Origin of the sequence: Paenibacillus cucumis (ex Kampfer et al. 2016), assembly GCF_019748695.1 — a bacterium.
Classification (GTDB): Bacteria; Bacillota; Bacilli; order Paenibacillales; family Paenibacillaceae; genus Paenibacillus; species Paenibacillus polysaccharolyticus.
The window spans coordinates 199,320-223,565 of sequence record NZ_JACLIC010000014.1 but is presented as its reverse complement, the minus strand read 5'-3'; the positions used below and the strand labels follow the sequence as shown (position 1 = coordinate 223,565).

Annotated in this window: 18 protein-coding genes and 1 pseudogene; 3 read left to right on the top strand and 16 right to left on the bottom strand. The window is 43.1% G+C overall.

Going from position 1 to position 24,246, the window contains the following annotated elements; genetic code table 11:
* Positions 1–217: 217 nt before the first annotated feature.
* The 4 genes from fabD to H7T88_RS09840 form a co-directional block, all read right to left on the bottom strand.
* Positions 218–1,423 carry an ACP S-malonyltransferase gene (gene fabD / locus H7T88_RS09855; RefSeq protein ID WP_221788275.1) on the bottom strand — a complete coding sequence of 402 codons (1,206 nt, stop codon included), beginning with the start codon at positions 1,421–1,423 and terminating at the stop codon, positions 218–220.
* 199 nt (positions 1,424–1,622) lie between these two features.
* Positions 1,623–2,477, bottom strand: coding sequence for a Cof-type HAD-IIB family hydrolase (locus tag H7T88_RS09850; RefSeq protein WP_221788274.1), 855 nt, complete (start codon positions 2,475–2,477; stop codon positions 1,623–1,625).
* A 51-nt stretch (positions 2,478–2,528) separates the two neighbouring features.
* Positions 2,529–2,987: an SMI1/KNR4 family protein gene (locus H7T88_RS09845; protein ID WP_154957490.1), complete on the bottom strand. Its 459-nt coding sequence runs from the start codon at positions 2,985–2,987 to the stop codon at positions 2,529–2,531.
* A gap of 17 nt (positions 2,988–3,004) precedes the next feature.
* A complete protein-coding gene (locus H7T88_RS09840; RefSeq protein WP_221788273.1) occupies positions 3,005–3,526 on the bottom strand; it encodes a GNAT family N-acetyltransferase in 522 nt (173 codons plus the stop codon).
* A 198-nt stretch (positions 3,527–3,724) separates the two neighbouring features.
* On the opposite strand from H7T88_RS09840, the gene H7T88_RS09835 reads away from it, so the two are divergent.
* Positions 3,725–4,885: a S8 family peptidase gene (locus tag H7T88_RS09835; RefSeq protein ID WP_090916888.1), complete on the top strand. Its 1,161-nt coding sequence runs from the start codon at positions 3,725–3,727 to the stop codon at positions 4,883–4,885.
* Positions 4,886–5,020: 135 nt separating this feature from the next.
* Here the strand turns inward: H7T88_RS09835 and H7T88_RS09830 are convergent.
* The 7 genes and pseudogenes from H7T88_RS09830 to H7T88_RS09800 form a co-directional block, all read right to left on the bottom strand.
* A pseudogene (locus tag H7T88_RS09830) lies at positions 5,021–5,418 on the bottom strand (Rid family hydrolase).
* Positions 5,419–5,718: 300 nt separating this feature from the next.
* Complete coding sequence (locus H7T88_RS09825) at positions 5,719–7,161, bottom strand: 6-phospho-beta-glucosidase (RefSeq protein WP_312027600.1); 1,443 nt, start codon at positions 7,159–7,161, stop codon at positions 5,719–5,721.
* 63 nt (positions 7,162–7,224) lie between these two features.
* Positions 7,225–9,138 (bottom strand): beta-glucoside-specific PTS transporter subunit IIABC, encoded by a 1,914-nt coding sequence (locus H7T88_RS09820; RefSeq protein ID WP_090916892.1) that lies wholly within the window; start codon positions 9,136–9,138, stop codon positions 7,225–7,227.
* Between the two features lie 340 nt (positions 9,139–9,478).
* Positions 9,479–10,318: a BglG family transcription antiterminator LicT gene (gene licT / locus H7T88_RS09815; protein ID WP_090916894.1), complete on the bottom strand. Its 840-nt coding sequence runs from the start codon at positions 10,316–10,318 to the stop codon at positions 9,479–9,481.
* A gap of 405 nt (positions 10,319–10,723) precedes the next feature.
* The gene (locus H7T88_RS09810) at positions 10,724–11,284 is read right to left on the bottom strand and encodes an ATP-binding protein (RefSeq protein ID WP_154957495.1); all 561 of its coding nucleotides are present in this window, start codon (positions 11,282–11,284) and stop codon (positions 10,724–10,726) included.
* A gap of 206 nt (positions 11,285–11,490) precedes the next feature.
* Complete coding sequence (locus tag H7T88_RS09805) at positions 11,491–12,579, bottom strand: acyltransferase (RefSeq protein WP_154890512.1); 1,089 nt, start codon at positions 12,577–12,579, stop codon at positions 11,491–11,493.
* A 126-nt stretch (positions 12,580–12,705) separates the two neighbouring features.
* Positions 12,706–15,396 carry a family 78 glycoside hydrolase catalytic domain gene (locus H7T88_RS09800; protein WP_221788272.1) on the bottom strand — a complete coding sequence of 897 codons (2,691 nt, stop codon included), beginning with the start codon at positions 15,394–15,396 and terminating at the stop codon, positions 12,706–12,708.
* A gap of 137 nt (positions 15,397–15,533) precedes the next feature.
* Between H7T88_RS09800 and H7T88_RS09795 the strand changes: the two genes are divergently transcribed.
* Positions 15,534–16,415 carry an AraC family transcriptional regulator gene (locus tag H7T88_RS09795; protein ID WP_221788271.1) on the top strand — a complete coding sequence of 294 codons (882 nt, stop codon included), beginning with the start codon at positions 15,534–15,536 and terminating at the stop codon, positions 16,413–16,415.
* A 34-nt stretch (positions 16,416–16,449) separates the two neighbouring features.
* Here H7T88_RS09795 and H7T88_RS09790 read toward each other — a convergent pair whose 3' ends face one another.
* The 4 genes from H7T88_RS09790 to licT (H7T88_RS09775) form a co-directional block, all read right to left on the bottom strand.
* Positions 16,450–17,022 (bottom strand): 5' nucleotidase, NT5C type, encoded by a 573-nt coding sequence (locus H7T88_RS09790; RefSeq protein WP_154957499.1) that lies wholly within the window; start codon positions 17,020–17,022, stop codon positions 16,450–16,452.
* 138 nt (positions 17,023–17,160) lie between these two features.
* Entirely contained in the window at positions 17,161–18,624 is a 1,464-nt protein-coding gene (locus H7T88_RS09785; RefSeq protein ID WP_221788270.1) for a glycoside hydrolase family 1 protein, read from the bottom strand.
* A 16-nt stretch (positions 18,625–18,640) separates the two neighbouring features.
* Complete coding sequence (locus H7T88_RS09780; protein ID WP_221788269.1) at positions 18,641–20,566, bottom strand: beta-glucoside-specific PTS transporter subunit IIABC; 1,926 nt, start codon at positions 20,564–20,566, stop codon at positions 18,641–18,643.
* 124 nt (positions 20,567–20,690) lie between these two features.
* Complete coding sequence (gene licT / locus H7T88_RS09775; protein ID WP_090916914.1) at positions 20,691–21,533, bottom strand: BglG family transcription antiterminator LicT; 843 nt, start codon at positions 21,531–21,533, stop codon at positions 20,691–20,693.
* Between the two features lie 268 nt (positions 21,534–21,801).
* Here licT (H7T88_RS09775) and H7T88_RS09770 point away from each other — a divergent pair, with 268 nt between their 5' ends.
* Positions 21,802–22,818 carry a hypothetical protein gene (locus H7T88_RS09770; protein ID WP_221788268.1) on the top strand — a complete coding sequence of 339 codons (1,017 nt, stop codon included), beginning with the start codon at positions 21,802–21,804 and terminating at the stop codon, positions 22,816–22,818.
* A gap of 58 nt (positions 22,819–22,876) precedes the next feature.
* Here H7T88_RS09770 and H7T88_RS09765 read toward each other — a convergent pair whose 3' ends face one another.
* On the bottom strand, positions 22,877–23,980 hold the full coding sequence (locus H7T88_RS09765; protein ID WP_221788290.1) for a metallophosphoesterase: 1,104 nt from the start codon (positions 23,978–23,980) through the stop codon (positions 22,877–22,879).
* Positions 23,981–24,246 lie beyond the last annotated feature (266 nt).

Below are 24,246 nucleotides of genomic sequence, written 5' to 3'. Positions count from 1 at the left end.
TACTGCAAAATTTTACCATAGAAATATATGTATTTTCAAGAAAATTATTGTTACTATTTGGTAAAATACATTTTTTAATCAACAGCGTCCTTTTACACTTACATAACAAAGCACATACATTTTCCAATTAAATTCAGCATGTAATCCAACGCCAAATAGGCTGCCTCAGATGAGACAACCTGGAGTGTATTGTATGGCAATTGATGGAGCCAGCTAACTAAATCGTACTTATCATCACTTTTGCGTTTTTTGGGGATTGCTTGGCTGTAAAAATCCGCTCACACAGCACAATTGAATCCTGTATTTCAGCTTCGTTAAGTTCATGGCTATGATTGTCTAGCCGCTCTTTCATCCGTTGTAATTCAGGAAATAATGGCTCAACCGTTTTGTTGTATATTTCTGCGTCCTGACTGTAATTCCGCGATGTGAGTGCTGTGCTCATCAGTTGAGACAACTTATGTTTGCGTATGGCTAAGAGTTTGTCTTGTCTTGCCTGTGAATTCGTGAGTATCGTTAAATCGGAAGGTTGACCTAAAGAATAAGGCACAACGTTCTTCGCTATTTTATTCATAAGACTCAATAACACTTGTTTGGAACCCAGTTCAATGACCTCTGTAACTCCTTGTTCCACTAAGTACCGCATGGACTCTAACCATCTTACTGGCCAAGTCATTTGTCTATTCAAATAATCAACAACGGATTGGTCCGACGGATAGGGCTTCGCTGTGACATTGGAAATGATCGGGTATGCTGCATGATCATATTGATATTGCTCTAATTCGATCTTGAATTGGTCTGCCGCATTTCTCATCATGGGAGAATGATATGGCCCGGATACCTGGAGATATGAATGTTTTGTTCCTTTGAATGCCGTTCTTCTTATAACCTCTTGTACAGATTGGCGATGGCCCGATATAACAAACTGCTGGTTCGTGTTTATACAGGCAACACAGACAGGGCGTTCTTTAGTAGACACGTCTTCGCATATTTTTAGAAGCGTACCGATTGAGATATTGGAAATAGCCGCCATAGTACCTTGCTGATCTGGATCTGCATTGTGCATAATCATGCCTCGTCGTCTTACAAGTTGAACAGCCTCACGGAAAGATAGAACTCCTGCGCATACGAGAGCCGAATATTCTCCCAGGCTGTGTCCGGCCATATAAGCTGGTTTCACTCCAATTTCCTGCATATAGATCTGAAATGCAACAACACTAACGGTTAACAGTGCCGGCTGGGCGTTCATCGTTAATGTCAATTCATTCATGTTTTCTTCAAAACACAGCTTTTTTAAATCGAAAGAAATAGCGTCACTAGCTTCTTCAAATAAATGCCTGGCTACATCAAATTGATTCCAGAAGTCTCTTCCCATCCCACTGATCTGAGAACCTTGTCCAGGAAACAACAGGGCGATATTACTCATCTGGTGTCCTCCATCTATTCAAATTCATGTTCCTCCAACCTCCATTTAAACCCAATAAATTCCTTGTTTTCAAAATTTATATTAAACCTTCATGCTGAGATATGCAAATAAACTCGGGTATAAATAAAAACAGACACCTCCAACTACAGAGATGTCTGTCTTAAAGGATTGAATCTTATGATTCTCTTTTTCACAAGATTTAAATTAATCCATATTTCACAAAACTATGATACAATCCGTCTTCTTCCACGGAGCCCGTGATATCATCGGCAATGGCTTTCAACCCAGGCTTCGCATTGCCCATTGCAATCCCTACAGCACAGAACTCCAGCATCTCGGCATCATTCATGCCATCGCCGATGGCCAATGTATCTTCTCTCGACATTCCCAGATGCTCTAACAGATCAGCAATCGCAATCGCTTTGTGAATTCCCGGAATCATCAATTCTCCACTACCTTCTCCGAAGACAGGCACGGTACACTGAATTACTTCAAATTTGCCTTCAAACTCCTGTTTAATTCGTTCAAACGGGACGACTGTACTTTCCAGAAAACAGACCTTATTTACGTCATCTTTATACAGATCGGCTTCGCCGTACGTTAATCCTGCGATAAACGGATGAGGTTTTGTTTCCTTTTTCTCCCGCGCAACTGGATCATTCTCGATATCGCCATAGATACGGCGTTCCAAATGGGATTGAAGATTACTGCTTGCGTACAATGCCGAGTTGGATTCAAGATAGAAATCAATGCCGTGTTCATTGAAGAAATCGACCATATGACGAACATCTTCTGCCGTTACTTTTTTATGATATAACACGTCAGAACCATACTCCACGTATCCACCGCCTGCTCCAATCAATCCGTCAAAGCCTACATCCCAGATCGAATCATAGATCTCAGCCTTAGAGCGGCCTGTGCATAAATACAGCAGATGTCCATTCTTACGCGCTTGTTTACAAGCCTCTTGAGCAGACAATGGGATATTACCGTCATCGTCTACCAACGTGCCATCAATATCAATAAATACGATTTTTGGTTTTATGTTGCTCATCTGTTTTTCCCCCAGTTGTATTCTCTGTCTGAAACCTTACGTTTTACTGTACTAAGCGTTCCGAGGTGTTCGTTGATCAATCAACTTTTCTAGAAATTCGGCAAAAGAATCCGCATACACTTCAGGCTCTCCATTAAAGTAATCTAAACGCATCACCTTGAATTCTCCGCGTGCATCAGCCATTCTTGTATCGAAATAGTAATATTCATCCTCATCCGGGATAAACAATTCCAGCTTGCCTTCCTGCTTTGACTGTTCATCTGCAAGTCTGTAGATATAGAGAATGTCCGTATCTGTGTACTCTCTGTGCTCTGATGAAGTAATGGTTAGAATTCCTGTCCCGCTCAACATCGCTTGTCCATAATTGAGAAGCCACCATCGGTAGGAAGGAGGCAATGAAAAACCCAGCTCCTGTTCAACCTCGACAATCCAGCTTTCCTGAACTTGATGGTTCGGGAACCACTTTAACGCCTTTGTGTGGGCCAGTTTCTCAATCAGACTTGTGTACATTCCTACATCTCTCCGATCTAAAAATTGATGGGTTTATCCATATGCACGATCTGCCATTCATTTTGCTCTTCCGTAATAAATGCAAACCCTTGACGTTCCCAGAAATCCACGGCTCCCGGCAGAAAGCGATGAGTATGCAAATATAACGTTGTATACTGCATTTTTGTCACAATTCGTTGCAGTTCTTGCACCAATCGTGAACCGATGCCATACCTTCGGTAGGCAGGATCAACGTAACATTTTACAATCTCAGCTGCGGTACGAGCCGGGTAACGACCTTCAATAACCTGAATTCGCCCATCATAAGGAACAATACCAATCGAACCGATAATACCTGCTTCATCCGATCGTGCAATCACAAAAACAGTATCATTCCGGTTCATGTAATATTCGTCGAACTGCTCAAAATCCTTAGGCAATACGCTATGATCCATCATCGGAAATACTTCACTACGCACACGCATAGCAAAATCAATCGCTTCCTGAATCTCATAGGATCGAACAGGTCTTACTTCGGGCTTCACCTGATGTTCTGTCAACCATATCACATTCCTTATTTTCTTTTATAAAATACTTCTCTTCATCTTAACGAATTCTTATAAACCTATCAATTAACTATATTCAAACCTATGAATCTATCTATACTCACGACCAATTTGGAAGCAAGCCCGCGCATTTTCATAGATTCCGCATAGGATAAGGCGTGTCAGAATCCAATATGGAAAGGGGTAAAGCCGATGTGGTTATGGTTAGGCATCTTGGCCGTTTTCATTTTGATCTCCACCTGGCTCACCCTTCGTTATATCGACCAAAGGGAAGCAAATACATTCGATCCTCACGCCCCCCATCAACTGTTACTCAAGTTCAAAGAAGGTACAACCCCTGATCAGATGCACACCCTTCATCGAAAAACGAAATGCAAAGTCGCCGAAACCTATGAAGACCTCGGGTGGTACCGAATCGAATCTCGCAAAAAAATGCACAGGATGCTCAAGCAGTACAAGGATCATGATCTCATTGAACATGCACATCCCAACTATCTGGTTGAAGCTTCATTCATACCCAATGATCCCTTCTTCCCTTATCAATATAATCTCACCAAAATCAATGCACCTGCTGCATGGGATATCACTCAGAGTAACAGCTCGATTAAAATTGCCATCATTGATACGGGTGTACAGTTGAATCATCCTGAACTTGCATCCAAGCTCTTGCCCGGTTACGATTACGTCGATTATGACAACATCCCTGAGGATGGAAATGGACATGGCACCCATGTTGCCGGTATCGCTGCTTCCATTACCAATAATGGTGTTGGGATTGCGGGCACAGCACCTCTCGCTTCCATCGTACCGCTTCGTGTGCTCGACAACAACGGCCAAGGGACGATTGGTAACGTGGGCAATGGGCTTGTTTTTGCAGCCAATAACGGCGTTCAAGTGATCAATCTGAGTCTGGGTGGACCGACAGGAGATGCTTTCCTTCAGGCTGCCGTTCAGTACGCATGGGATCGGGGAGCTGTCATTATTGCAGCAGCAGGTAATGACAATACGTCATTTCCGATTGTTCCAGCATCGTATGCTAACGTCATCGCTGTTGCATCCACCAACTCATCCGACCTGAAATCGAATTTCTCCAATTACGGTTCTTGGGTGGATATGGCTGCACCGGGTGATACTATTCTCTCCACGTACCTTGGTGGATCGTACGCTTATCTTAGTGGAACATCAATGGCCGCTCCGCAAGTTGCTGGCGTGGCTGCTTTACTCGCATCCCAAGGCAAAACGAACGCCCAAATTCGGGATGCCCTATGTTTCGCTTCAGACCCTGTATCGGGTTCAGGCATCTATTGGACGTACGGGCGGCTGAATGCCAATCAAAGTGTGCAAGTCCCATAAAGATGCGTGTGTTCATTTACCGCTAACCTATTAGGTTGACCTTTGTTTCCTTATATTTCATAGTCAATATGCAAATAAAACGATGGAGCTTCTACAAGATAGAGCTCCATCGCATTTATAGAAATATATTTGGTTTTATAGTTTTGCAGCCCAAATTTCGATTTCAATCTTGATCTCAGGCAGACCTAACTCTGTAATATATCCAATAGTCATTGCAGGATAATCATGATCGAATAATTGCTCCCATTCGCTGTACAGGTAATCCCAGTCTATTTTCTCCGTTGCGCACACATTCACTTTTATAATATGTTCAGCATGCAAATCTTCGGATTGCATAACGGTTTTGATATTGTGAAATGTATTGGTGACTTGTTCATTCAACGTATTCGGAAATGACCATTCACATCTACGCCAACCTGCCCTGATGTCACAAACAACTCTGCATTTCTCGGAATTTTTGTGATATGCGTATAATTCCCTACAGGGGATGGCATATTGGTTGGATTTTTTCTCGTAATTTTTTCATTTGTCATGTTCATTACCTCATCATTCCTAAGATTTTTCTACGGTTTTTCATTATTTTGATCTCCATTTGGGCAGACTTGTCCCGTGTTTTGGATTCTAGAAAAATACCGCAGTGGAGTATCCATATCCTGAAGATATAAACGCAAGTGATTTTTTCTTCATGGCTGATGACTCCCCCTTCTTAGTTGACAAGATTTTCTACATTTATAAATTATAATAAAACTCATAACACGAGTCAAACGGACGTCAAGCCATTGATTCCTTATCAAAATCAAAAACAATCCCGTGCGAACGGGACTGTTCTTGGTCTAGAAATATTTTGCGCCATTACTTGCAATAACCTCTTTGTACCAATAGAAGCTTTTCTTTCTTACCCGACGAAGTGTTCCGCTTCCATCGTTATTTCTGTCTACATAAATGTAGCCATACCGCTTCTTCATCTCACCCGTACCTGCGCTAACCAGATCAATGGGACCCCAACTGGTGTACCCAATCAGTTCTACACCATCCTGAATCGCTTCGGCCATCTCAGCGAAGTGGCTATTCAGATACTCAATGCGATAGTCATCTTCAACCGTGTCATTATCCAGCAACACATCGGTCGCACCGAGTCCATTTTCGACAATAAACAGCGGTTTGCCGTAGCGATCATGAAGCTGGTTACACGTAATACGAAGCCCTTTGGGATCAATGGTCCAGCCCCATTCGGACGCTTGAAGATACGGATTCTTCACCGATCCAAACACGTTGCCTTCAGTCGAGTCCTTCAACACTTCAGGATCAGCACTTGTACAACGGCTTGCATAATAGCTAAAGCCAATGTAATCCACTGTATGATGCTTCAAAATTTCGGCATCTTCTGGTTGCATCTCAATACGGATATTATTCTCTCTGAAGAAACGTTTGGTATAACCCGGGTACTCTCCTTTGGACTGCACATCAATAAAGAAGAATGATTCCCGGTCTTTATCCATCGCTTTCCACACATCATCCGGATGTGAACTGTAAGGGTACACCGTACCCGCGGCCAGCATGCATCCAATCTGTGCACTTGGAATAATCTCGTGACAAGCTTTAACAGCTAGCGCACTTGCAACGAGCTCATGGTGTGCAGCCTGATACAATACCTGTTCTTTATCTTCGCCTTCCTGAAGCACGATCCCCGCGCCGATATAAGGCAGATGAAGCAGCATATTGATTTCGTTGAATGTCATCCAGTACTTCACTTTGCCTTTGTAACGAGTAAACAGTGTTTTGGCATAAGTTTCGAAAAAGCCGACCATCTTGCGGTTTTTCCAGCCACCGTAGTTCTTCACCAAATTCACAGGTACATCAAAGTGACATATGGTCACGACGGGTTCAATATTGTGTTTTAACAGTTCATCAAAGACATCATCATAAAACTGAAGCCCCGCTTCATTCGGCTCTGCATCATCACCGTTCGGGAAAATCCGTGCCCAGGCTACCGAAAGCCTGAGGCACTTGAATCCCATTTCTGCAAATAAAGCAATATCTTCCTTGTACCGATGATAAAAATCAATCGCGTCATGTGAAGGATAGAATTCTCCTTCTTTGGGTTCAAACGAATCCAGATTACCCAGCGCAATCGGAAAACGATTGGTTCCAATCGGGATCAGGTCAACCGTAGTTAACCCTTTCCCCCCTTCAAGATAAGCACCTTCCAGTTGATTCGCTGCCGTTGCTCCTCCCCAGAGAAAATCATCTGGGAAGGCCTTCATTTTTTCAACCATTTGAATAATTCCTCCTATTCATCATAGGCATTTATGATCCGATTCGATCCGTTCAAGCACGTATTAGTTCAGTACTGTCAGCAGTTTATCCTGCTCGTTCACAGTCTGGCTTTTAGTAGGGACAACGTCGAGATAACTGGAAGTATTGGTGATGATTACTGGGGTCACGATTTCGTAACCCGCATCTTTAATCGCTTGCAGATCAAACTCCATGATCAGATCACCTGCATTGACACGGTCACCATCTTTGACATGTGCAGTAAAGTGTTGGCCTTTCAATTGCACCGTATCTTGACCAATGTGAATCAGCATCTCTACACCATCATCTGTAACAAGACCAATTGCGTGTTTGGTACGATACACGGTCTGCACAACACCTGTTATCGGGGACACAACTCTACCACTGGTTGGACGGATGGCAATGCCTTTACCCATATGTTCTCCTGCAAACGTAACATCGTTAATTTCTTTCAGTTCAACCACTTCACCAGCCATTGGGCTAACGATTTCATAACGGTTATTCGGGTTAGGATCAAGTACAGGTGCCGGAGCGGCTGTTTTTTCAACTGGATCTTTGAAGCCCACAACATAAGTCAAGATGAAACCGAGAATGAATGCGATAATTGTAGCTGCTACAACCCAGAAGAATACGGAATTCATTCCTTCTGTAGGGCTTACATAGCTCGGATAACCGAAGATCCCTAGACCACCAATGATGTAACCTTTCGCTCCGAACAAACCAAGGATACCTCCACCAATACCACCAGCAATACAGCTCATGATAAATGGTTTTTTGAGTGGTAGTGTCACACCGTAAATCGCTGGCTCAGTTACACCGAATATACCGGAAATGAATGCAGGTGCACCGAGTGTTTTCACTTTTTGGCTTTTCGTTTTCAGCATAACCGCCAGCACTGCACCGATCTGAGCAAAGGAAGCTGCAAAAGAAAGTGCCAGAATCGAATCATAACCAAGCGTTGCAAGGTTAACGAATACCAATGGAACGAGTCCCCAGTGGAGTCCGAACAAGACGAATACTTGCCACAAACCACCGATTACAAGACCTGTAAGTAACGGACTCAGTCCGTAAATGGAAGATGTAAATGCACCTAACAGTTGACCTGCCCATGTCGCAATCGGGCCAATAACCAAAAATGTAAGGGGTACAATAACGAGCAACGTACAAAATGGAACCAAGAAGTTACTGACTACTTTAGGCATAACTTTTTTGAAGAAACGTTCAATTTTAACCGCGAAGAACGTGGCGATAATAATCGGGATAACGGATGAAGCATAATCCATCAGAATGACCGGAATACCTAGAAACTCAATCCGAATCGGTGATTCAAACAAAGTGCCTGCAAACAAAGTGTACATTGGTTCCCCAGCGCGTATTCCCGCAAGTGTCGGGTAGACTAACGATGCACCGATGGCCATACCCAGGAACGGGCTTCCACCGAATTTTTTAATAGCCGTGTATCCAAGGAAGATCGGGAAGAAGTAAAATAAACAATCTCCAATAGCGTTTAACAACGCATACGTACCTTCCGTATTGTTAATCCAACCAAGGGACACGAACATCGCCGTGAAACCTTTGATCATCCCTGTTGCTGCAAGCAATCCGAGAACCGGAGTAAATACACCGGAGATCATATCGACAAAACGGTTAAACAAATTGCCTTTTGGACCGGAGTCTGCATCATCCGCATCGACTTGACCCTCAGCAGACAGATTGCCTACTTTAACCACAGCTTTATATACGTCCGGCACTTCGTTGCCGATTACGACTTGATATTGTCCTCCGCTCTGCATAACGGTAATTACACCAGGCATATTTTTCAGTTCTTCTGTTTTGGCTACGCTTTCATTTTTCAGTTTAAACCGCAATCTCGTTACGCAATGGAATACACTGTTTACGTTCTCAGGTCCACCAACCCGTGACAGAATGTCTTTTGCTAATTGATCGTAGTTGCTCATTGTCATTCTTCCTCTCTAAGTAGACTCCCCATGCTTGTGAAACAAAGAAAACCTGAACTACTGAACAATCACAACGTACCGGAGATCCGGAAATCAGTCATGTTATTCAGCAATTCAGGTTTTGCCCTTAACGGTTGCAACCCTGTAAGGCTGTACACATTGATATTTGATTATAAACTGCAAGCACATTGATTCATCCTCAAACCTTTCGGTCCGGCATTGCCTGATTGAACAGTAACAATCCGTTTGGATAATGTATGCGCTTACTTCTTGACATCATCATAGTACATCCGCACTATGTTTGCAAGCACTTTTTTAATATATTTGTTAATCGTCATGATTATTCAGATGTTGCATTGACCACTCGCTCAATATGAATGGTTAAATACATCATTTCTTCGTCAGTCAGTTGATAGGTGTAGTTATTTTCAATGAATTTTTTGATTTTAACAGAGCACTTGTATGCATCCGGGTATTTTTTCTGAATCATCTGAAACAATTCATCATCATTGTTGCTCTTATAGTGTTTCCCCTTCACCATCCGCTGCGCGAAATACTTCAGGTGAGTAACAAAACGAGTATAGTTCAACGCATTCTCATCAAAGTCTATTTTGAAGTGATATTTAATAACGGTCAGAATCTCCTGCATCACCTGCGTCATGCTACGTATATTGGGCATCTCTTCGTTAAGTGCTGCGTTCACAAAATGCAATGCCATAAATCCGGCCTCATCCTCCGGCAAAAGCACTCCAAATTGATCACAGATCATATTTAACGCTTCAAGCCCCACTTCATACTCATCCTTATACAACTGCTTGGTTTCCCATAACAACCCATTCCGAATCGGAAGATTATTGCGATACCGCTCAATGGCAAAATGAATATGATCCGTAAGATGCAGATAGATACTCTCATTTAACTTCTTCCCAAGCTTCAGCTTGGCATACGCAATAATTTCTTCGGACACTTTCATATACTCAAGTGGAATGCTGGCAATTAAAGCCTTGAAGTTTTCCTGAATATCTTCATTCTGTAAAGTAAAGATCTTGTCAACATGCTGGTCAGAGATCAGATCACCCGCCTTTTTTTGAAAAGCGATACCTCTACCAATAACAATAACTTCCTGTTCATCTTTGATGGCGACTACCGCATTATTGTTTAACACCTTCTCAATTCTCACTTCATCACTCCAATATACAGAAAAAGGCAAACCATACCTGCGCCTTGAGGTTACTGGACATGCCCTTATCTCTTCAATGTGAACTATATGTGCGTTCATGGTATTACATTTCACTGTTTTATGCAACTAGAAAACGCTAACAGTCTCTAATTGGGATTACGTTTTTTTATGTTTGCTGTCCCGCTCCAATTCCGCCTCAATCTTACGATTAATAACCTCCATTCTCTCGGATGAGATTCGATCTATATATGATACCTCCAACGATGATTGGGCCATAAGGAAACATAATACACAAAACAATGCCTACCAATACAAGCATTAAGAAATACATTCGTATCCTCCTGTTTAGTAGAGTATTTCGATTTTGGCTGAATATTCTTAAGTAAGCGGGTCAGATACATCAAACTACAAATTAAAATGTTGCCGAATCCATTGCGCCGATTGCTCAGCACTTTGATTTGTATTATCTATTCGAAGATAATGCTCATGTTTAACTTCTCCCGGTTCGGAATTTAATCGGTATTTTCTCATAGAATGCAATAATTCTCCCTCAGACCAAGCAATGTCTCTTTTGGTTGGTTTATGAAGTAAACGATTGGAGCTTTTGTTCCGTTCCAGTCGTTCTGCAACGTTCGCTTCTAATTCTACATAACATACTTCCGCACCTTGGGAAACAAACATGTCGGTAAGATGACGAATATAGGCATGATCTTGCTCCACGTCAAAAGCCCATACAAAAGTAAAAATAAGACCCGGAAGCTCACTCTGAGCAACCGCACGAAAGATCTCCTCCCGAAACAATCCTACAAGTCTCTTCCCCTCTGATGTGCTATAGCTAAAATAGGGGGATACAAGATCGATCGTCATATGATTATGAAACAGCTTCAGATCGGTGATCTTCTCCAGTTCCTGTCCAACGGTCATTTTACCAACTGCTTGCGGTCCAAAGATAATAATTAGTTTCATTGGTTTCCTCCACCTAAATGTAATCGGATGTGAATCCTTAAACAGTATATATTTAATCTATTTTTCCATTCATTTCTTTTTGAGGGTATTCTATCATCATACCTTTCTTGTAATAAATAAAAAAGAGATTTCAAAATCTCCTTGTTAAAAGGGATTGAAATCTCTTTGTACTTTTCCACATATTTTATTAAAAAATGAACGTATCATTACCGTCCGATGAGAACCCATCCCCATTTTAGTCGGCGTAGTCCCACCGCACAGAGCCATGAAAGCAACAATGATGCGATAAATGATAACACAACGCCTAGGCTGAAGTGACGGGCAAAATCGTCGGTGAGCACAAGCCTCCAGATCATCAAAACTAAAGGATGAATTAAAAAGATTCCAAATGCAACTGTGCCCAGAGAGTCTGTGAAGCGTGACACTTTATATTCGCTCCTGCGGCCTCTCGTACCCACTTTCTCACTCAAAACCAAGAGCACGAGACAAGCAGAAAGTGTAAATATATTTCGTACAATAAACAACACACTGTACATCAAAACCGGCCATTCTATTAACGTTGTTTTAATGATGCCAGAGGCGTACATCGAAATCGCTGCTCCGCTTATAAGTGCAACCAGCAGCACATAACGCAGGCGCATCATTTTATTCATCAACCATTCGAAGTTCAGTCCCATCCATGCTCCAAACCCGATCACTATCAAATAACTGGGTAACAGACTGCCTGTTCGTTCGAAGTCAAACTTTACATTCAATACGTAAAACAGCCCTTGCGCTGCAATAAAATACAAAGGTAAATATTTTCTAAACCATGGTTTCCTTGTTAAATATAATATCCATGGAAAAACGATATAAAACTGGAGAATAATCAGAAAAAAGTACAAATGTGTATGAGCGGTCCCAAGGGTTAATTGCTTCACAAACTGAACACTGTATGCTAATGGTTCCTTTCCTGCAATCAACTTCTTGATGACAAAATAGATCAGAGACCACACGACATACGGCACAAATATATAGAACATTCGCTTCTTATAAAAGGAAATGATCCAGTCCTTCTCGTTTAACTTAGCACTGTAGTTATAGAACAGAACCAGTGAAGATAAAAACAAGAACGCCGGAACTGCAAATTGCAGAAATGTATTCCAGAAATAAAACAGATCATGATCCCATGTATTTTTGGGATAATGCGCAACAGCAGTTGATGTTGCGTGGATCGCTACAACTGCCATAATCGCAATAGCGCGATAGAGATCCAGATACTCTATGCGTCGGGGGCGATTAACCGGTGGACTCATACTTGTAACCTCACTTGTGTCTGATAATAGAAAGATAGTCTCCGTCAATCCAGATTCCAAATCTTATTTTAATCAGCTAGCGAGGAGATTACAATCTTAATTTGTAGTATATTCAATTAACAAGGTTTAGCTACACTCACCCTCTTCAGTAATCATCCTGTAGGTGAATCGATATTTCCCAGATCCTACAGTCATAGCTACATCTGTGCCTGATTTGTTTAAAAATACATAATCAGCAGATTGATGAATCAGGCTGCCGTTCTCCTTAATCGTTCGACGATCGGCATGTGGCAGATGTATCTCCGCTCTCGTATTGGCAGGAATCTGAACACAAAGTTCCATTTCCCCATGTGTCTGTCGACGCCAACTAGACTTTACTTGGCCATACATACTCTCAAAACTAGCCTCTGCCCATTCCAGTCCCGGACCTGGATATGGCTTGATACGAACCTTCTTAAATCCGGGTTGCTTTTCATCAGGCTGAATCCCTGCCACATAACGATACAACCATTCTCCTATAGCACCATAGGCATAATGATTAAACGAGTTCATGTCTGCACTCCACAGGCTCCCATCCTCTCTCATGCCATCCCAATGCTCCCACATGGTTGTTGCTCCCTGCGTCACCTGGTATAGCCACGACGGATAACCCTCCTGCAACAATAATTCATAGGCTAGATCATTCCTGCCCATATCACTTAATACCGGATTCAAATAAGGTGTTCCAACAAAGCCAGTTGTAAGATGATTCTGTGTTTCTTTTAATAGTTCAGTCAATTGAGCAGCAACACGTTTAGAGGCTGATGTCTCCAGCAAATCAAACTGCAAGGCAAGCACATGCGCTGTTTGCGTCGGAACCGATAGTCTGCCTGCAGTAGTGACATATTCATCTTGAAATGCCTTGACAATATTTCGATGCAGCTCATCATAAACCTTAACATCTTCCAATTTACCGAGTGCAGCCGCAGCTTTACGAGTCAATGAAACGGAGTATGCATAAAATGCAGTCGCGACATAATGAATGTCCGTCGCCCCAACGTAACTGCCTGGCTTGGAATCCAGTGCAAGCCAATCCCCAAAATGAAACCCTGTATTCCAAAGGAAGACATTCTCTCCCTGATCATAAATATACGCAATCCATCTCTGCATACTTTCATATTGCTCCTTGAGCAATCGCATGTCCCCATACATTTCGTATATGACCCAAGGACAGATCACCGCCGCATCTCCCCAAGCAGATGAGGAATGACTTGTCTCTCCCCAGCCTTCAGGGATCAAGCTTTTTAGATCTGGGACAAAAAACGGCACTCCCCCATCTTCTCCCTGTTCCGCTCGCAAATCCCGAAGCCACTTCGTAAAAAAGGGGGCTGTATTCATCAGATAAGCGGAGGTTCTAATGAACATCTGTGCATCCCCTGTCCATCCCAGTCGCTCATCCCGCTGCGGACAATCCGTGGGTACGTCAACAAAGTTCCCTTTTTGCCCCCATAAAATATTGTGATGGAGTTGATTAACCAACGGGCTGGAGCAAGAGAAGTGGCCCGTGCGTTCCATGCTGGAATGAAGGACAACTCCCGTAAACTGATCTAAAACAACCTCTTCCGGGAACCCAATTAATTTTACATAGCGGAATCCTTGAAAAGTAAAATGAGGTTCATATGTCTCCATCCCTCCTCCTTTGAGGGTGTAATGTATCCTTTGTTTGGCAGCACGAAGATTATCGATATAAAAATTCCCCTGGTGATCCAATATTTCGGCATGGTGCAATTCAACCGCCCACCCTGCATCCCCCTCAATACTGAATCTCACCCAGCCTACCATGTTCTGTCCCATATCGAGTATCCGATCTCCTTGCGGTGTTGTCAGTAAAGCTATGGGCTGTAGTTGCTCTATCTGCATGACAGGTACATTCTCTTGCGCAACGATGATGTCCTTTGGATAGGAAAGGACCTGAGCAGGTAACCATGCACCTTGACATTGATCCCCCCAGTCGCTCTCCATACGCGCATCATAGGTTTCCCCCATATAAATGTCTGACATGCGAATGGCACTTGGTGCAGTAGACCACTCCTCATTCGAACCGATGATCTCTTCCGAGCCATCAACATATCGAATGTGAAGCTCCATCAGTAAAGCAGATGTAGAACCGTAATTCTCTCGTTCAATTTTCCAACCAAGATGCCCTAGGTACCAACCATCTCCAAGATAGGCTCCAAGCACATTTTCTCCAGTCTTAAGCTGATGAGTCACCTCATAAGTCTGATATTGCAAACGCTTACTATATGTCGTCCAACCTGGCGTAAAATAATCTTCACCTACCCGGGTATGATTCAAATGTAACTCATACATTCCAAGTGCCGTAGCATAAATGGTTGCACGTAGAACAGGTTTCACAATGTGAAAGAATCTTCTCATGCGTGGACAGGATGATTCAGGTTCACCAGATCTGTTGGCTGTAATCCACTTTCCGGTCCAATCGGTGCTGAGTTCCATGCGTCCCATCTCAAAATATGCGGCGTCAGACCACCCTGAGGAATTTTCAAATGTATCCCAAACCTGAACCCGGTAAAAATACCGTGTTCGAGCAGCCGGTTGAAAACCTTCGAGCTCGACATGAACAGACTGATCTGATGTCAGCTCTTGTGAATCCCATATGATGACTGCAAAATCAGGTGTGTGAGATAGCTGAACATGATAAGACGCCTGTATACAATTCCTACGATCTGATTCCAACTTCCAGCTCAGTCGGGGCGATTTGACATCCAGACCAATTGGATTCAACCGATATTCACACCGAAGGTCACTGATCTTTAACATATTGTGATCATCCTCTCCATCATGGCTTCCCTTGGTAGGTTACGATATAATTATATCGATTCCAGGGTGTGAATTATCCGGTAAAACGGACTCTTTTACCCCCTTATACAGCCATCTGTGGGAAGGAGAAACGGTGTATGAAAAGGTCTGTAGAACTATTGAAAAGCGAAGCATTCCTGAACCGCCCACTACAGTTATTCGTTAATCGCTGCTTTGAGAACTTTATAATGCCCTTTCACACCCATGATTTTGTTGAATACAGCTATGTTGCCGAAGGTAGTGGGTTTCACCACATCGGTGAAGATATTGTACCTGTCAACAAGGGCATGTTATTTGTCATTCCTATCGGAATCCCTCACGTCTTCCGCCCCGTGAGTACAGATGCAACAAAAACACCCTTAGTCATCTATAACTGCTTGTTTAACGCCGAATTAATACAATCTTTGAGACATATTCTTCGGGATGAGGACATTATGCAACATCTGATGGACCTTGAGCAAAATCGGCAGAAGTATATCTCCGTCACAGATCATACAGGACGTTTGGAAGAATTAATGCATCAGTTATACCGTGAATTCTCCGTTCCGGGACCAGGTTCACTTGCGATGTTAGACACACTGGTTAGCCAATTAATTATCATGACTTACAGACAGGATCAACAGAAGAAGTGTATGAACTCCACTCCACATCCCCCTATGTTTCATGACATGGAAGCCATTCTTCATTACCTCAGGCAACATCTTGGCGAACGTATCCTCATGAGTGATTTGGTTCAGTTATCGCGGTGGAGTGAGAAAAAGATTGGAAGAATGTTCGTCCGTTATACCGGGCAGACATTTAGATCCTATGTACAACATCTACGTATTCAAAGAAGTTGTGAGCTGTTAAAGCGATCGGACCATAAAGTGGGTATGATCGCTGAAATGGTTGGTTATCAGGATATGGATTCCTTTCATGTTGCCTTCAAAAAAATAACGGGTGTTAGCCCGCTAACCTATCGCAAAAAATCCAGAGTATGACTTCTGCTCTGGATTACGGTAGTATTTTTTAATATTAAATATGAAGGCCTGAAGGTTGCAACATCTCATCGATGTACAGCTTCGCATCTTTCCAGGAAGACATTAGAGGAAAGCCATACTGCTCACGATGTTGCCTGTTCCACGGATGCGGAATACAGATCACTTTCCGACCACTTTCCACAGCCGGAATCAGATTATGCGGCCCATCATCGATTAAAAGATCAAATGTGAGCAAGTTTTTGCGTTTACACGTAATGAATTGCTCCAGTTTAATAAACGGCATATGTAGTTGCAGCCAATTCCACTTCTCATTAACCGTTCTCGGTTCTGCCGCTGTAACAATAATGAGATCATATACCTCGTTTAACTTCTGCATCTCTTCTACCACATACTCGTCATATAGTTCCAGTTCTTCGAACAGACCAGGACGCCCGTAAAATACCTCATGTGTACTATCAGGGTGACGCAAGTGCGTTGTATCCCAGTCGACCATATCTTCATATTGGAGAGGGTGCGTCGGGAAACTCCTGTTGTTATGGTATATAGCCCGTTTAACCAATTGACAAATCGTGTCATCCATATCTACGGCAATAATCGATTTTCTCATTTTCATTCCTCCCTGATACGAACACAGTATATCATCTCATCCGGGACTCAGTCATTCATTTTCATAGGAACAATCCGAAAAAGGCTCTGCTCCGTAGCAAAATTCTACGAAACAAAGCCCTTTAAGTTCGTTCTAGGATCAATCCATATCCTCGCCGTTGGAAGCAATTACTTTTTTATACCAACCAAAACTTTTTTTCTTATACCGGTTCAATGTCCCCTGTCCGTTATCATCCTGGTCCACATAGATTACACCATAACGTTTGGACATTTCCGAGGTAGATGCACTGATAATATCAATGGCTCCCCAGTTCGTGTATCCCATCAGTTCTACACCGTCCATGACCGCTTCCTTCATCTGTGTAATATGTTTACGGAGGTAATCGATTCGGTAATCATCCTGAATGGAACCGTCCTTCTCTACCTTATCTTTCGCGCCGAGCCCATTTTCAACAACGAACAACGGTAATTGATAACGATCATACAGCTCCTTCAGCGCAATACGCAGTCCAACCGGATCAAGCTGCCAACCCCATTCTGTGCGTTCCAGATTCGGGTTTTTGATGGTACTGTACAAGTTGCCGCCCGTAACCCCGTAATCCTCAGGATTCACCGCAGACACCAGGGAAGTATAATAACTAAATGAGATAAAATCTACCGTGTGCTCACGTAATATTTGCTCGTCTCCAGACTCCATGACCACGTTAATTCCATGATCTGACCAGTAACGAGTCATAAACGCAGGATAACTGCCACGAACTTGCACATCCGTATGCAACAGGTTGAGTTGATTGTCGATTTGAGCTTGTAACACATCTTCGGGATTGGATGTCGCTGGGTAATGAATCATACGAGCCAGCATACATCCAATCTGAAACTCTGGGTTAATCTGACGTGCTCTCTCGGTTACCAGACTGCTGGCTACAAACTGATGATGAAGCGCCTGATAAGACGCCTGCATAACGTTATCCACCCGATCCTCGATGATGCCTCCACCTGTAAACGGCTCAATAATCGTCGTGTTGATCTCGTTGAACGTTAGCCAATATTTAACCTTATCCTTGTACCTAGTCATGACGGTTTCTGCATATTTCACAAAATGCCCAATTACCTCACGGCCTGCCCAACCGTTATATTTAAGTACAAGCGACATTGGCATCTCGTAATGAGAGAGGGTTACCAATGGCTCAATATTGTATTTTCGAAGCTCGTCAAACACCTCATCATAAAAACGAAGTCCTTCTTCGTTTGGCTGCTCATCATAACCGTTCGGGAAAATACGCGGCCAGTTGATGGACAGACGGAACGTTTTAAAACCAAGCTCGGCAAACAGGGCAATATCTTCTCTGAAACGGTGATAAAAATCAATACCATATCGTTTTGGATAACCTTTCGAACTGTGATGTGCCATTGCCTTCTCCACCTTGGCAGTTGTGACATGCATCAACTCTCGCAAATTGGTATAATCCTTCTTCTCAAAATAAGGAACCATGTCTGCCGTAGACCAGCCTTTTCCTCCGACATCAAACGCCCCTTCAGCCTGGTTGGCAGCGATTGCGCCGCCCCATAAGAATCCTTCGGGAAATCCTTGTCTATTGTTCATATCAATCTCTCCTTGTTCACAGATTTGCTTTCAATACCTTCTCACCCATTTGCATATTTCCAAGTTGTATAGGCATAATCTCTTTATAATCGGCTGTATTGGTCACAACCATAGCAGTGGTTATGTCATATTCCTTCGCAATCTCATCAAGTTCAAAGGTTAGCAATAAATCACCAGCTTGTACGCGAGTCCCCGTTGCTACATGGGCTTCAAAGTATTGTCCGCGTAGTTTCACCGTGTTGATCCCAACATGAATAAGAAGCTCCATACCCTCATCACTGCGGACAACAATCGCATGTTTGGTTTTGAATACGTTCATCACCGTTCCTGTAACCGGGGACACCAGTTCACCCAAAGTAGGAACAAACGCCACACCTTTGCCCATCAATTCATCACCAAAGGTCGGATCATTCACTTCTTGCAATGGGATGGATCTGCCTGTCATCGGAGCATAAGCGATAGCATCACCCGTGGGTGCAGGGACACCAAGATCCTCTATGTTGACAGACGCGTCAACCATGTTAGCCTTATCTGTTGATGAGGTAGCGTTAGAAGCACCTGGAGCGAATTGGGCCAGCGCCTCTGCATCACTCTCTTCTTCCTTAATTCCGAACAGAATGGATACAATCGTACCTACAACAAAAGCGATAATCATACCTCCAAAGGAATACAGGAAGGTCTGTCCAACAAGGGACGGTAACCCCGGAAGTCCGCCATTCCCCGCGAGTACATAGGCTTTAGCGCCAAAAGCCAAGGCGAAACCGCCACCTACTGCACTACCGATCATCGCAGCGGCAAATGGCTTTTTATATTTCATGTTAACCCCGTACATCGCCGGTTCGGTTACACCCATCAGAGCCGTGAAACTCGTGGATAAGGCCACGGTTTTGAGTTTTTTATCTTTAGCACGGAAGAATACACCGAGTGTTGCACCAGCCTGACCCATATTGGAAATGAACGTCAGAGGTAGGAATTTGTCAAAACCAAGTGTAGCAATATTGCTGAGAATAATCGGTACTAAAGCGTAGTGCATACCGGTCATGATAATCAGTGCCATGGCACCGCCAAGTACGATACCAGCGATCAAACCACCTTCGTTCAGTAGCCAGTTAATCCCACCGGACAAGCCATTACCAACAAATGTACCCAATGGACCAATCGCAATCAGTGTGACTGGAACCATCACCAGGAGCGTAATCAGTGGAACAAGCAAGAGCTTGAGTGCTGCAGGGATGATCCGATCCACCCATTTTTCAACATAAGACATCAACCATACCGCCAGCAAAATCGGAATAACCGATGAAGCATAGCTTACCGCCGTGACCGGAATGCCTAGAAATGCAACCTTTTCTCCGCTGGAGAGCAAGGCCCCCATGTCGGGATACATCAAGGCTGTACCTAGTGCAATCGCTACGAATGGATTACTGCCAAACTTGCGCGCAGCGCTGACTGCAATTAGCAGTGGCAAGTAATGGAACACACCGTCACCAATCGCGGACAGGATACGATATGTGTCTGTACCAGCGGACATCCATTCCAGTGAAATGAACAGGGCCAGTAACCCTTTTAACATCCCTGCGGCTGTTATGGCCGGTAGCATGGGAGCAAATACACCAGCAATCGTTTCGAAGATGTTCAGGATTACATTTTTACTTTTCTCCGGCTTAGCCTGCTTGTTATCTGCGTTTTGCTGAATGGACGGTTCTTCCTTCACCATCGCATCAAACACTTTGGACACATCGTTACCGATAATGACCTGGAATTGATCCCCCGAAATGTTGGTGCCCATCACTTTGTTCAGCTGTTTGAGCGCGCCGTTGTCGACTTTTTCATTACTTTTCAGATCAAAGCGCAGCCTGGTAACACAGTGATAAACCGAGTTAATATTGTCTTTTCCGCCAACGGCTTTGATAATTTGCTGTGCGGTGTCTTGATGTTTCATCTTCATTTCCTCCTTAATTTCCCCATAAAAAATACCCGAACAAAAATACGCAGATGTACCTGCATACTTTCATTCGGGTATTGCCTGATTGAACAGTAACAAGCCCATAGCGTTTAGGAAAACGTTACGTTTCCCGTTTTGTTTTCATGAGACGCTCCAGATGCAGGGTAAGGTACAGCTGCTCCGAGTGAGTCATATCGTATTGATAATTTTTATGGATAAATGTCTCAATCTTGCCGATACATTTGAAGGTCTCCGGATAGTTTTTCCGGACCACCTCATACAGATACTCCTCCGCATCATCATGAGTCGAATGTGTAATGACTCGCTGACAGAAGTATTTTAGATGTGTGATAAAACGGAAATAGTTCACGCTATCCTCATCCAGTTCGACATTAAAGTGATATTTGATAATGTTCATAATCTCCTGCAGCAACTGCATCAGATGTGTAACATCATTCATGGAGTCGTTGACTTCCGCATTGATGAAATGCAGTGCAATGTTACATATTTCATCTTTAGGGAATTCGATATCCAGTCTTTCCTTTAGCAAGGTCAACGCCTCTTTGGCCACATCGTATTCTGCCTTATAGAAATGTTGCACTTCCCACGAGAGCGGATTGCGCGTAATCATTCCCTTCTCCAACCGCTGAACAGCAAAATGAATGTGGTCAGACAAGGAGACATAAATCCCGTCACTGATCGTTTTACTCAGCTGTGTTCGCGCCAACGTTACAATGTCATCGGTTGCCTGCAGAATCTCAATTGGCACTTCAGCTACGATGGATTTGAATTTCTCATAAATCGATGTATCCTGAAGACGAAACACCTTTTCAATTCGCTCTTCGTCAATCTCATCGCCAGCTTTGAACTTAAATCCGATACCCCGGCCGAGGATCAGCAATTCCTGATTTTTATCATCCACTGTGCTGACGATATTGTTATTAAATATCTGTTTAATAATCATAATGGACCCACCTGGTTTATTTTGAGACATAAAAAAGGGCAAAACCAAAATAGAAATAATAAGATCATTTCCATTGTGGTTTTGCCCGCTTTACCGGTAACAAGCCTCGCAAGTAGTCTAGCATAAGCTGAAAACGGTGTCAACTAAGAGCATAAGGTAAAAATATAGAGTATGCAACATTTTCCTTTTCATCCACGTTAATAGTGTATCCAACTACAAATATCTAATGCAATCACAATTACATTTACGTAACAGGAGGAATAATCCCTTGAAAAAATTGATCTCGATCACCGCAACGGTCACTTCTATGTCACTATTGTTATCTATAGCTCCCGCCGCTTGGGCAGAATCAAGTCCTACTTCCGTGGTTCAGGATGTTTCCAATACGCTGAATCTCGATCAAAAAGTGACTAAGCAATTAACCGATGCCATCACAGCACTGGCTGGAAAACAAACGATTCAATTCACATCAGCAGACACTGCATTTGATGATTGGGTTGTAAATAGCACATTAACCGGGGCAGCCAAGGCTGATGTCACTCAAAATTATAATTCCAAAAAGGCAAAAGTTACTTCTACCTTAATCAATTATAAAGCGGATGATCTTAACAAAGTATTGGATCAAGCTTTATACAACAAAATACAATCGTTCCTGAAGTCTTTCGACAAAGACAAAAAATTTAAAGCGGATGCCTTCTGGCGAGTTAAACAAGATGTAAACGACAGCGGACTCAAAAACTACTGGGTGATCTGGGGACATGACCAAAGTTTATACGTCGATGTGGATCATAACAACCAATTGTCAGCAAGTATTCTGTATGACCTTAAGGAAGCACGAGCTACACTTACGAACAAAGCCCGAAACTCACTCAAAATGCTTGGCATCTCATCCGTTAAGGCATTTGATTATTCATTGCTTACCAAAGAAAACAAAGATACACTCTGGGTATATCAGGATGATAGTAGTATAAACTCAGTGCATATTGGAAGTAGCACCGGCAAGGTGTGGAAGGTAATCAACGAATTTGGCACGGACTGGAACAATGATGCTGATTTTAAAAAGTCTTTTGCCAAACCTAAGCTGAGTAAAAAGAAAGCCCTCTCCGCCGCAGCGCCAAAAGTAAAATCGATCTTTGGCCTGAATTTGAAAGGATACAGCGTTCGTATCCAAGATAACCAATACACCTTTACAAAAAAAGGAGCCACCACGCTCATCGGTAAAATCAACAAAAAAGGCGCTTTTTATTCGTTTGAAGCGATTCCCGTAAATGGAGTACGGAACTAACTGTCCGTTTGTAGAACTAAGCAAAACAGCCCCTTCTATCACGAAGGGGCTGCTTTGTTTATTGTCTGAAAGTCACGTTGATCTGTACAATTTCGGAACGGCTACTTGTCCGGATGGGTGGCCCCCAGAAACCGTATCCCGAGGTGACAATCGAATGCATGGACCCCTTTTGCAGATAACCCCAATCATTCTCATAGATTGCTTGTGTTATGAATTGAGCCGGTGCAATCTGCCCCCGGTGGGTATGACCTGATACAACTAAATCAACTTTGTTCTTCTCCGCGATATCCAGATCGTACGGCTGATGATCCAGCATGACTACAGGCTGATTCAGATCTGCATTTTGCATAAGCGTTGCTACGTCTGCCCGATCTTCTTCCGTTCGGTCTTTCCGTCCAATCAACGTAATTTTGTTGTCCAATACGATCTTGTCGTCATACAGCACCTGCATATTGCTTTTCTCCAACGCAGCGATTAAATCCTCTATAGGGCCGTCAAACTTGTCATGGTTCCCCAGTGAAGCATATACGCCATAAGGAGCCTTGATTTCACTGATAATGTCGGCAATACCACTCTTCTCATACATCGCCAGATTGTCATCAATCAGATCACCTGGATATAAGACGAGGTCAGGTTTGAGGGCATTAATCTCCTCTACCATTCGTTTCGCATGAGCAGGACCAGACAACAGTCCAAAATGCATATCCGCAGCCATGACAATATTCAGCTTGTCGACGCCTTCCACCTTTTTATCAATCTGAATGTTATATTGTCTGACGACTGGACTATAGGCGTTGAAAATTCCGTATCCCATTGTAGAGATAAGTAAAACCAGCGTAACTACACCCGCCCATTTATGAGCGTGATGTCTAGGAATTCGCGTCAAGCGCAGAAGCCACAACGTCAGGTGCACTACAGGTAATATGAGCAATAACAGCGAGAAAACCGCCAGCCAATAGGAACCGATGACACCGAGAAACGAAATGCTGCCAAATATGCGCGCCAAAATAAAGGAAGCCGCTAGAAAAACCAGTGCTACGATATACAACCAGCGAAATCTGGCTGCCACTACGGGTTTCATCCAACTCCAGCCGCTCCAGCCTATGTAGAAGACTAATAATCCATATACGAGCAAAAACAAAATACCTACGAGTACAAACATGCCTGGCCTGACCCCCACCTTCAAAAAGTTATATACTGCAATTTTAACGGATACAGTTCCGTCTGAACTAGTATAACGTAAATAGAGGTGCCTCAGCATCTTTTACAGACTCCAGATGGGTACATTTTATTACAATTTGGTGATATTAAATTTTGAAGAGTCTCCACCTCTGTATTATCAACCATACATATCGAAGTTGTGCCAAAACAAAAAAACACCTCTGCAACTCTCCCCTGAGTAAACTCAAAAGGATTGTTGCAGAGGTG

What these genes read in the sequence shown, in the direction of transcription:
- fabD (WP_221788275.1), bottom strand. Translation starts at nt 1,423, where the DNA reads ATGAGTAATATCGCCCTGTTGTTTCCTGGACAAGGTTCTCAGATCAGT.
- H7T88_RS09850 (WP_221788274.1), bottom strand. Translation starts at nt 2,477, where the DNA reads ATGAGCAACATAAAACCAAAAATCGTATTTATTGATATTGATGGCACG.
- H7T88_RS09845 (WP_154957490.1), bottom strand. Translation starts at nt 2,987, where the DNA reads ATGTACACAAGTCTGATTGAGAAACTGGCCCACACAAAGGCGTTAAAG.
- H7T88_RS09835 (WP_090916888.1), top strand. Translation starts at nt 3,725, where the DNA reads ATGTGGTTATGGTTAGGCATCTTGGCCGTTTTCATTTTGATCTCCACC.
- H7T88_RS09825 (WP_312027600.1), bottom strand. Translation starts at nt 7,161, where the DNA reads ATGGTTGAAAAAATGAAGGCCTTCCCAGATGATTTTCTCTGGGGAGGA.
- H7T88_RS09820 (WP_090916892.1), bottom strand. Translation starts at nt 9,138, where the DNA reads ATGAGCAACTACGATCAATTAGCAAAAGACATTCTGTCACGGGTTGGT.
- H7T88_RS09810 (WP_154957495.1), bottom strand. Translation starts at nt 11,284, where the DNA reads ATGAAACTAATTATTATCTTTGGACCGCAAGCAGTTGGTAAAATGACC.
- H7T88_RS09805 (WP_154890512.1), bottom strand. Translation starts at nt 12,579, where the DNA reads ATGAGTCCACCGGTTAATCGCCCCCGACGCATAGAGTATCTGGATCTC.
- H7T88_RS09800 (WP_221788272.1), bottom strand. Translation starts at nt 15,396, where the DNA reads ATGTTAAAGATCAGTGACCTTCGGTGTGAATATCGGTTGAATCCAATT.
- H7T88_RS09795 (WP_221788271.1), top strand. Translation starts at nt 15,534, where the DNA reads ATGAAAAGGTCTGTAGAACTATTGAAAAGCGAAGCATTCCTGAACCGC.
- H7T88_RS09790 (WP_154957499.1), bottom strand. Translation starts at nt 17,022, where the DNA reads ATGAGAAAATCGATTATTGCCGTAGATATGGATGACACGATTTGTCAA.
- H7T88_RS09785 (WP_221788270.1), bottom strand. Translation starts at nt 18,624, where the DNA reads ATGAACAATAGACAAGGATTTCCCGAAGGATTCTTATGGGGCGGCGCA.
- H7T88_RS09780 (WP_221788269.1), bottom strand. Translation starts at nt 20,566, where the DNA reads ATGAAACATCAAGACACCGCACAGCAAATTATCAAAGCCGTTGGCGGA.
- licT (WP_090916914.1), bottom strand. Translation starts at nt 21,533, where the DNA reads ATGATTATTAAACAGATATTTAATAACAATATCGTCAGCACAGTGGAT.
- H7T88_RS09765 (WP_221788290.1), bottom strand. Translation starts at nt 23,980, where the DNA reads ATGTTTGTACTCGTAGGTATTTTGTTTTTGCTCGTATATGGATTATTA.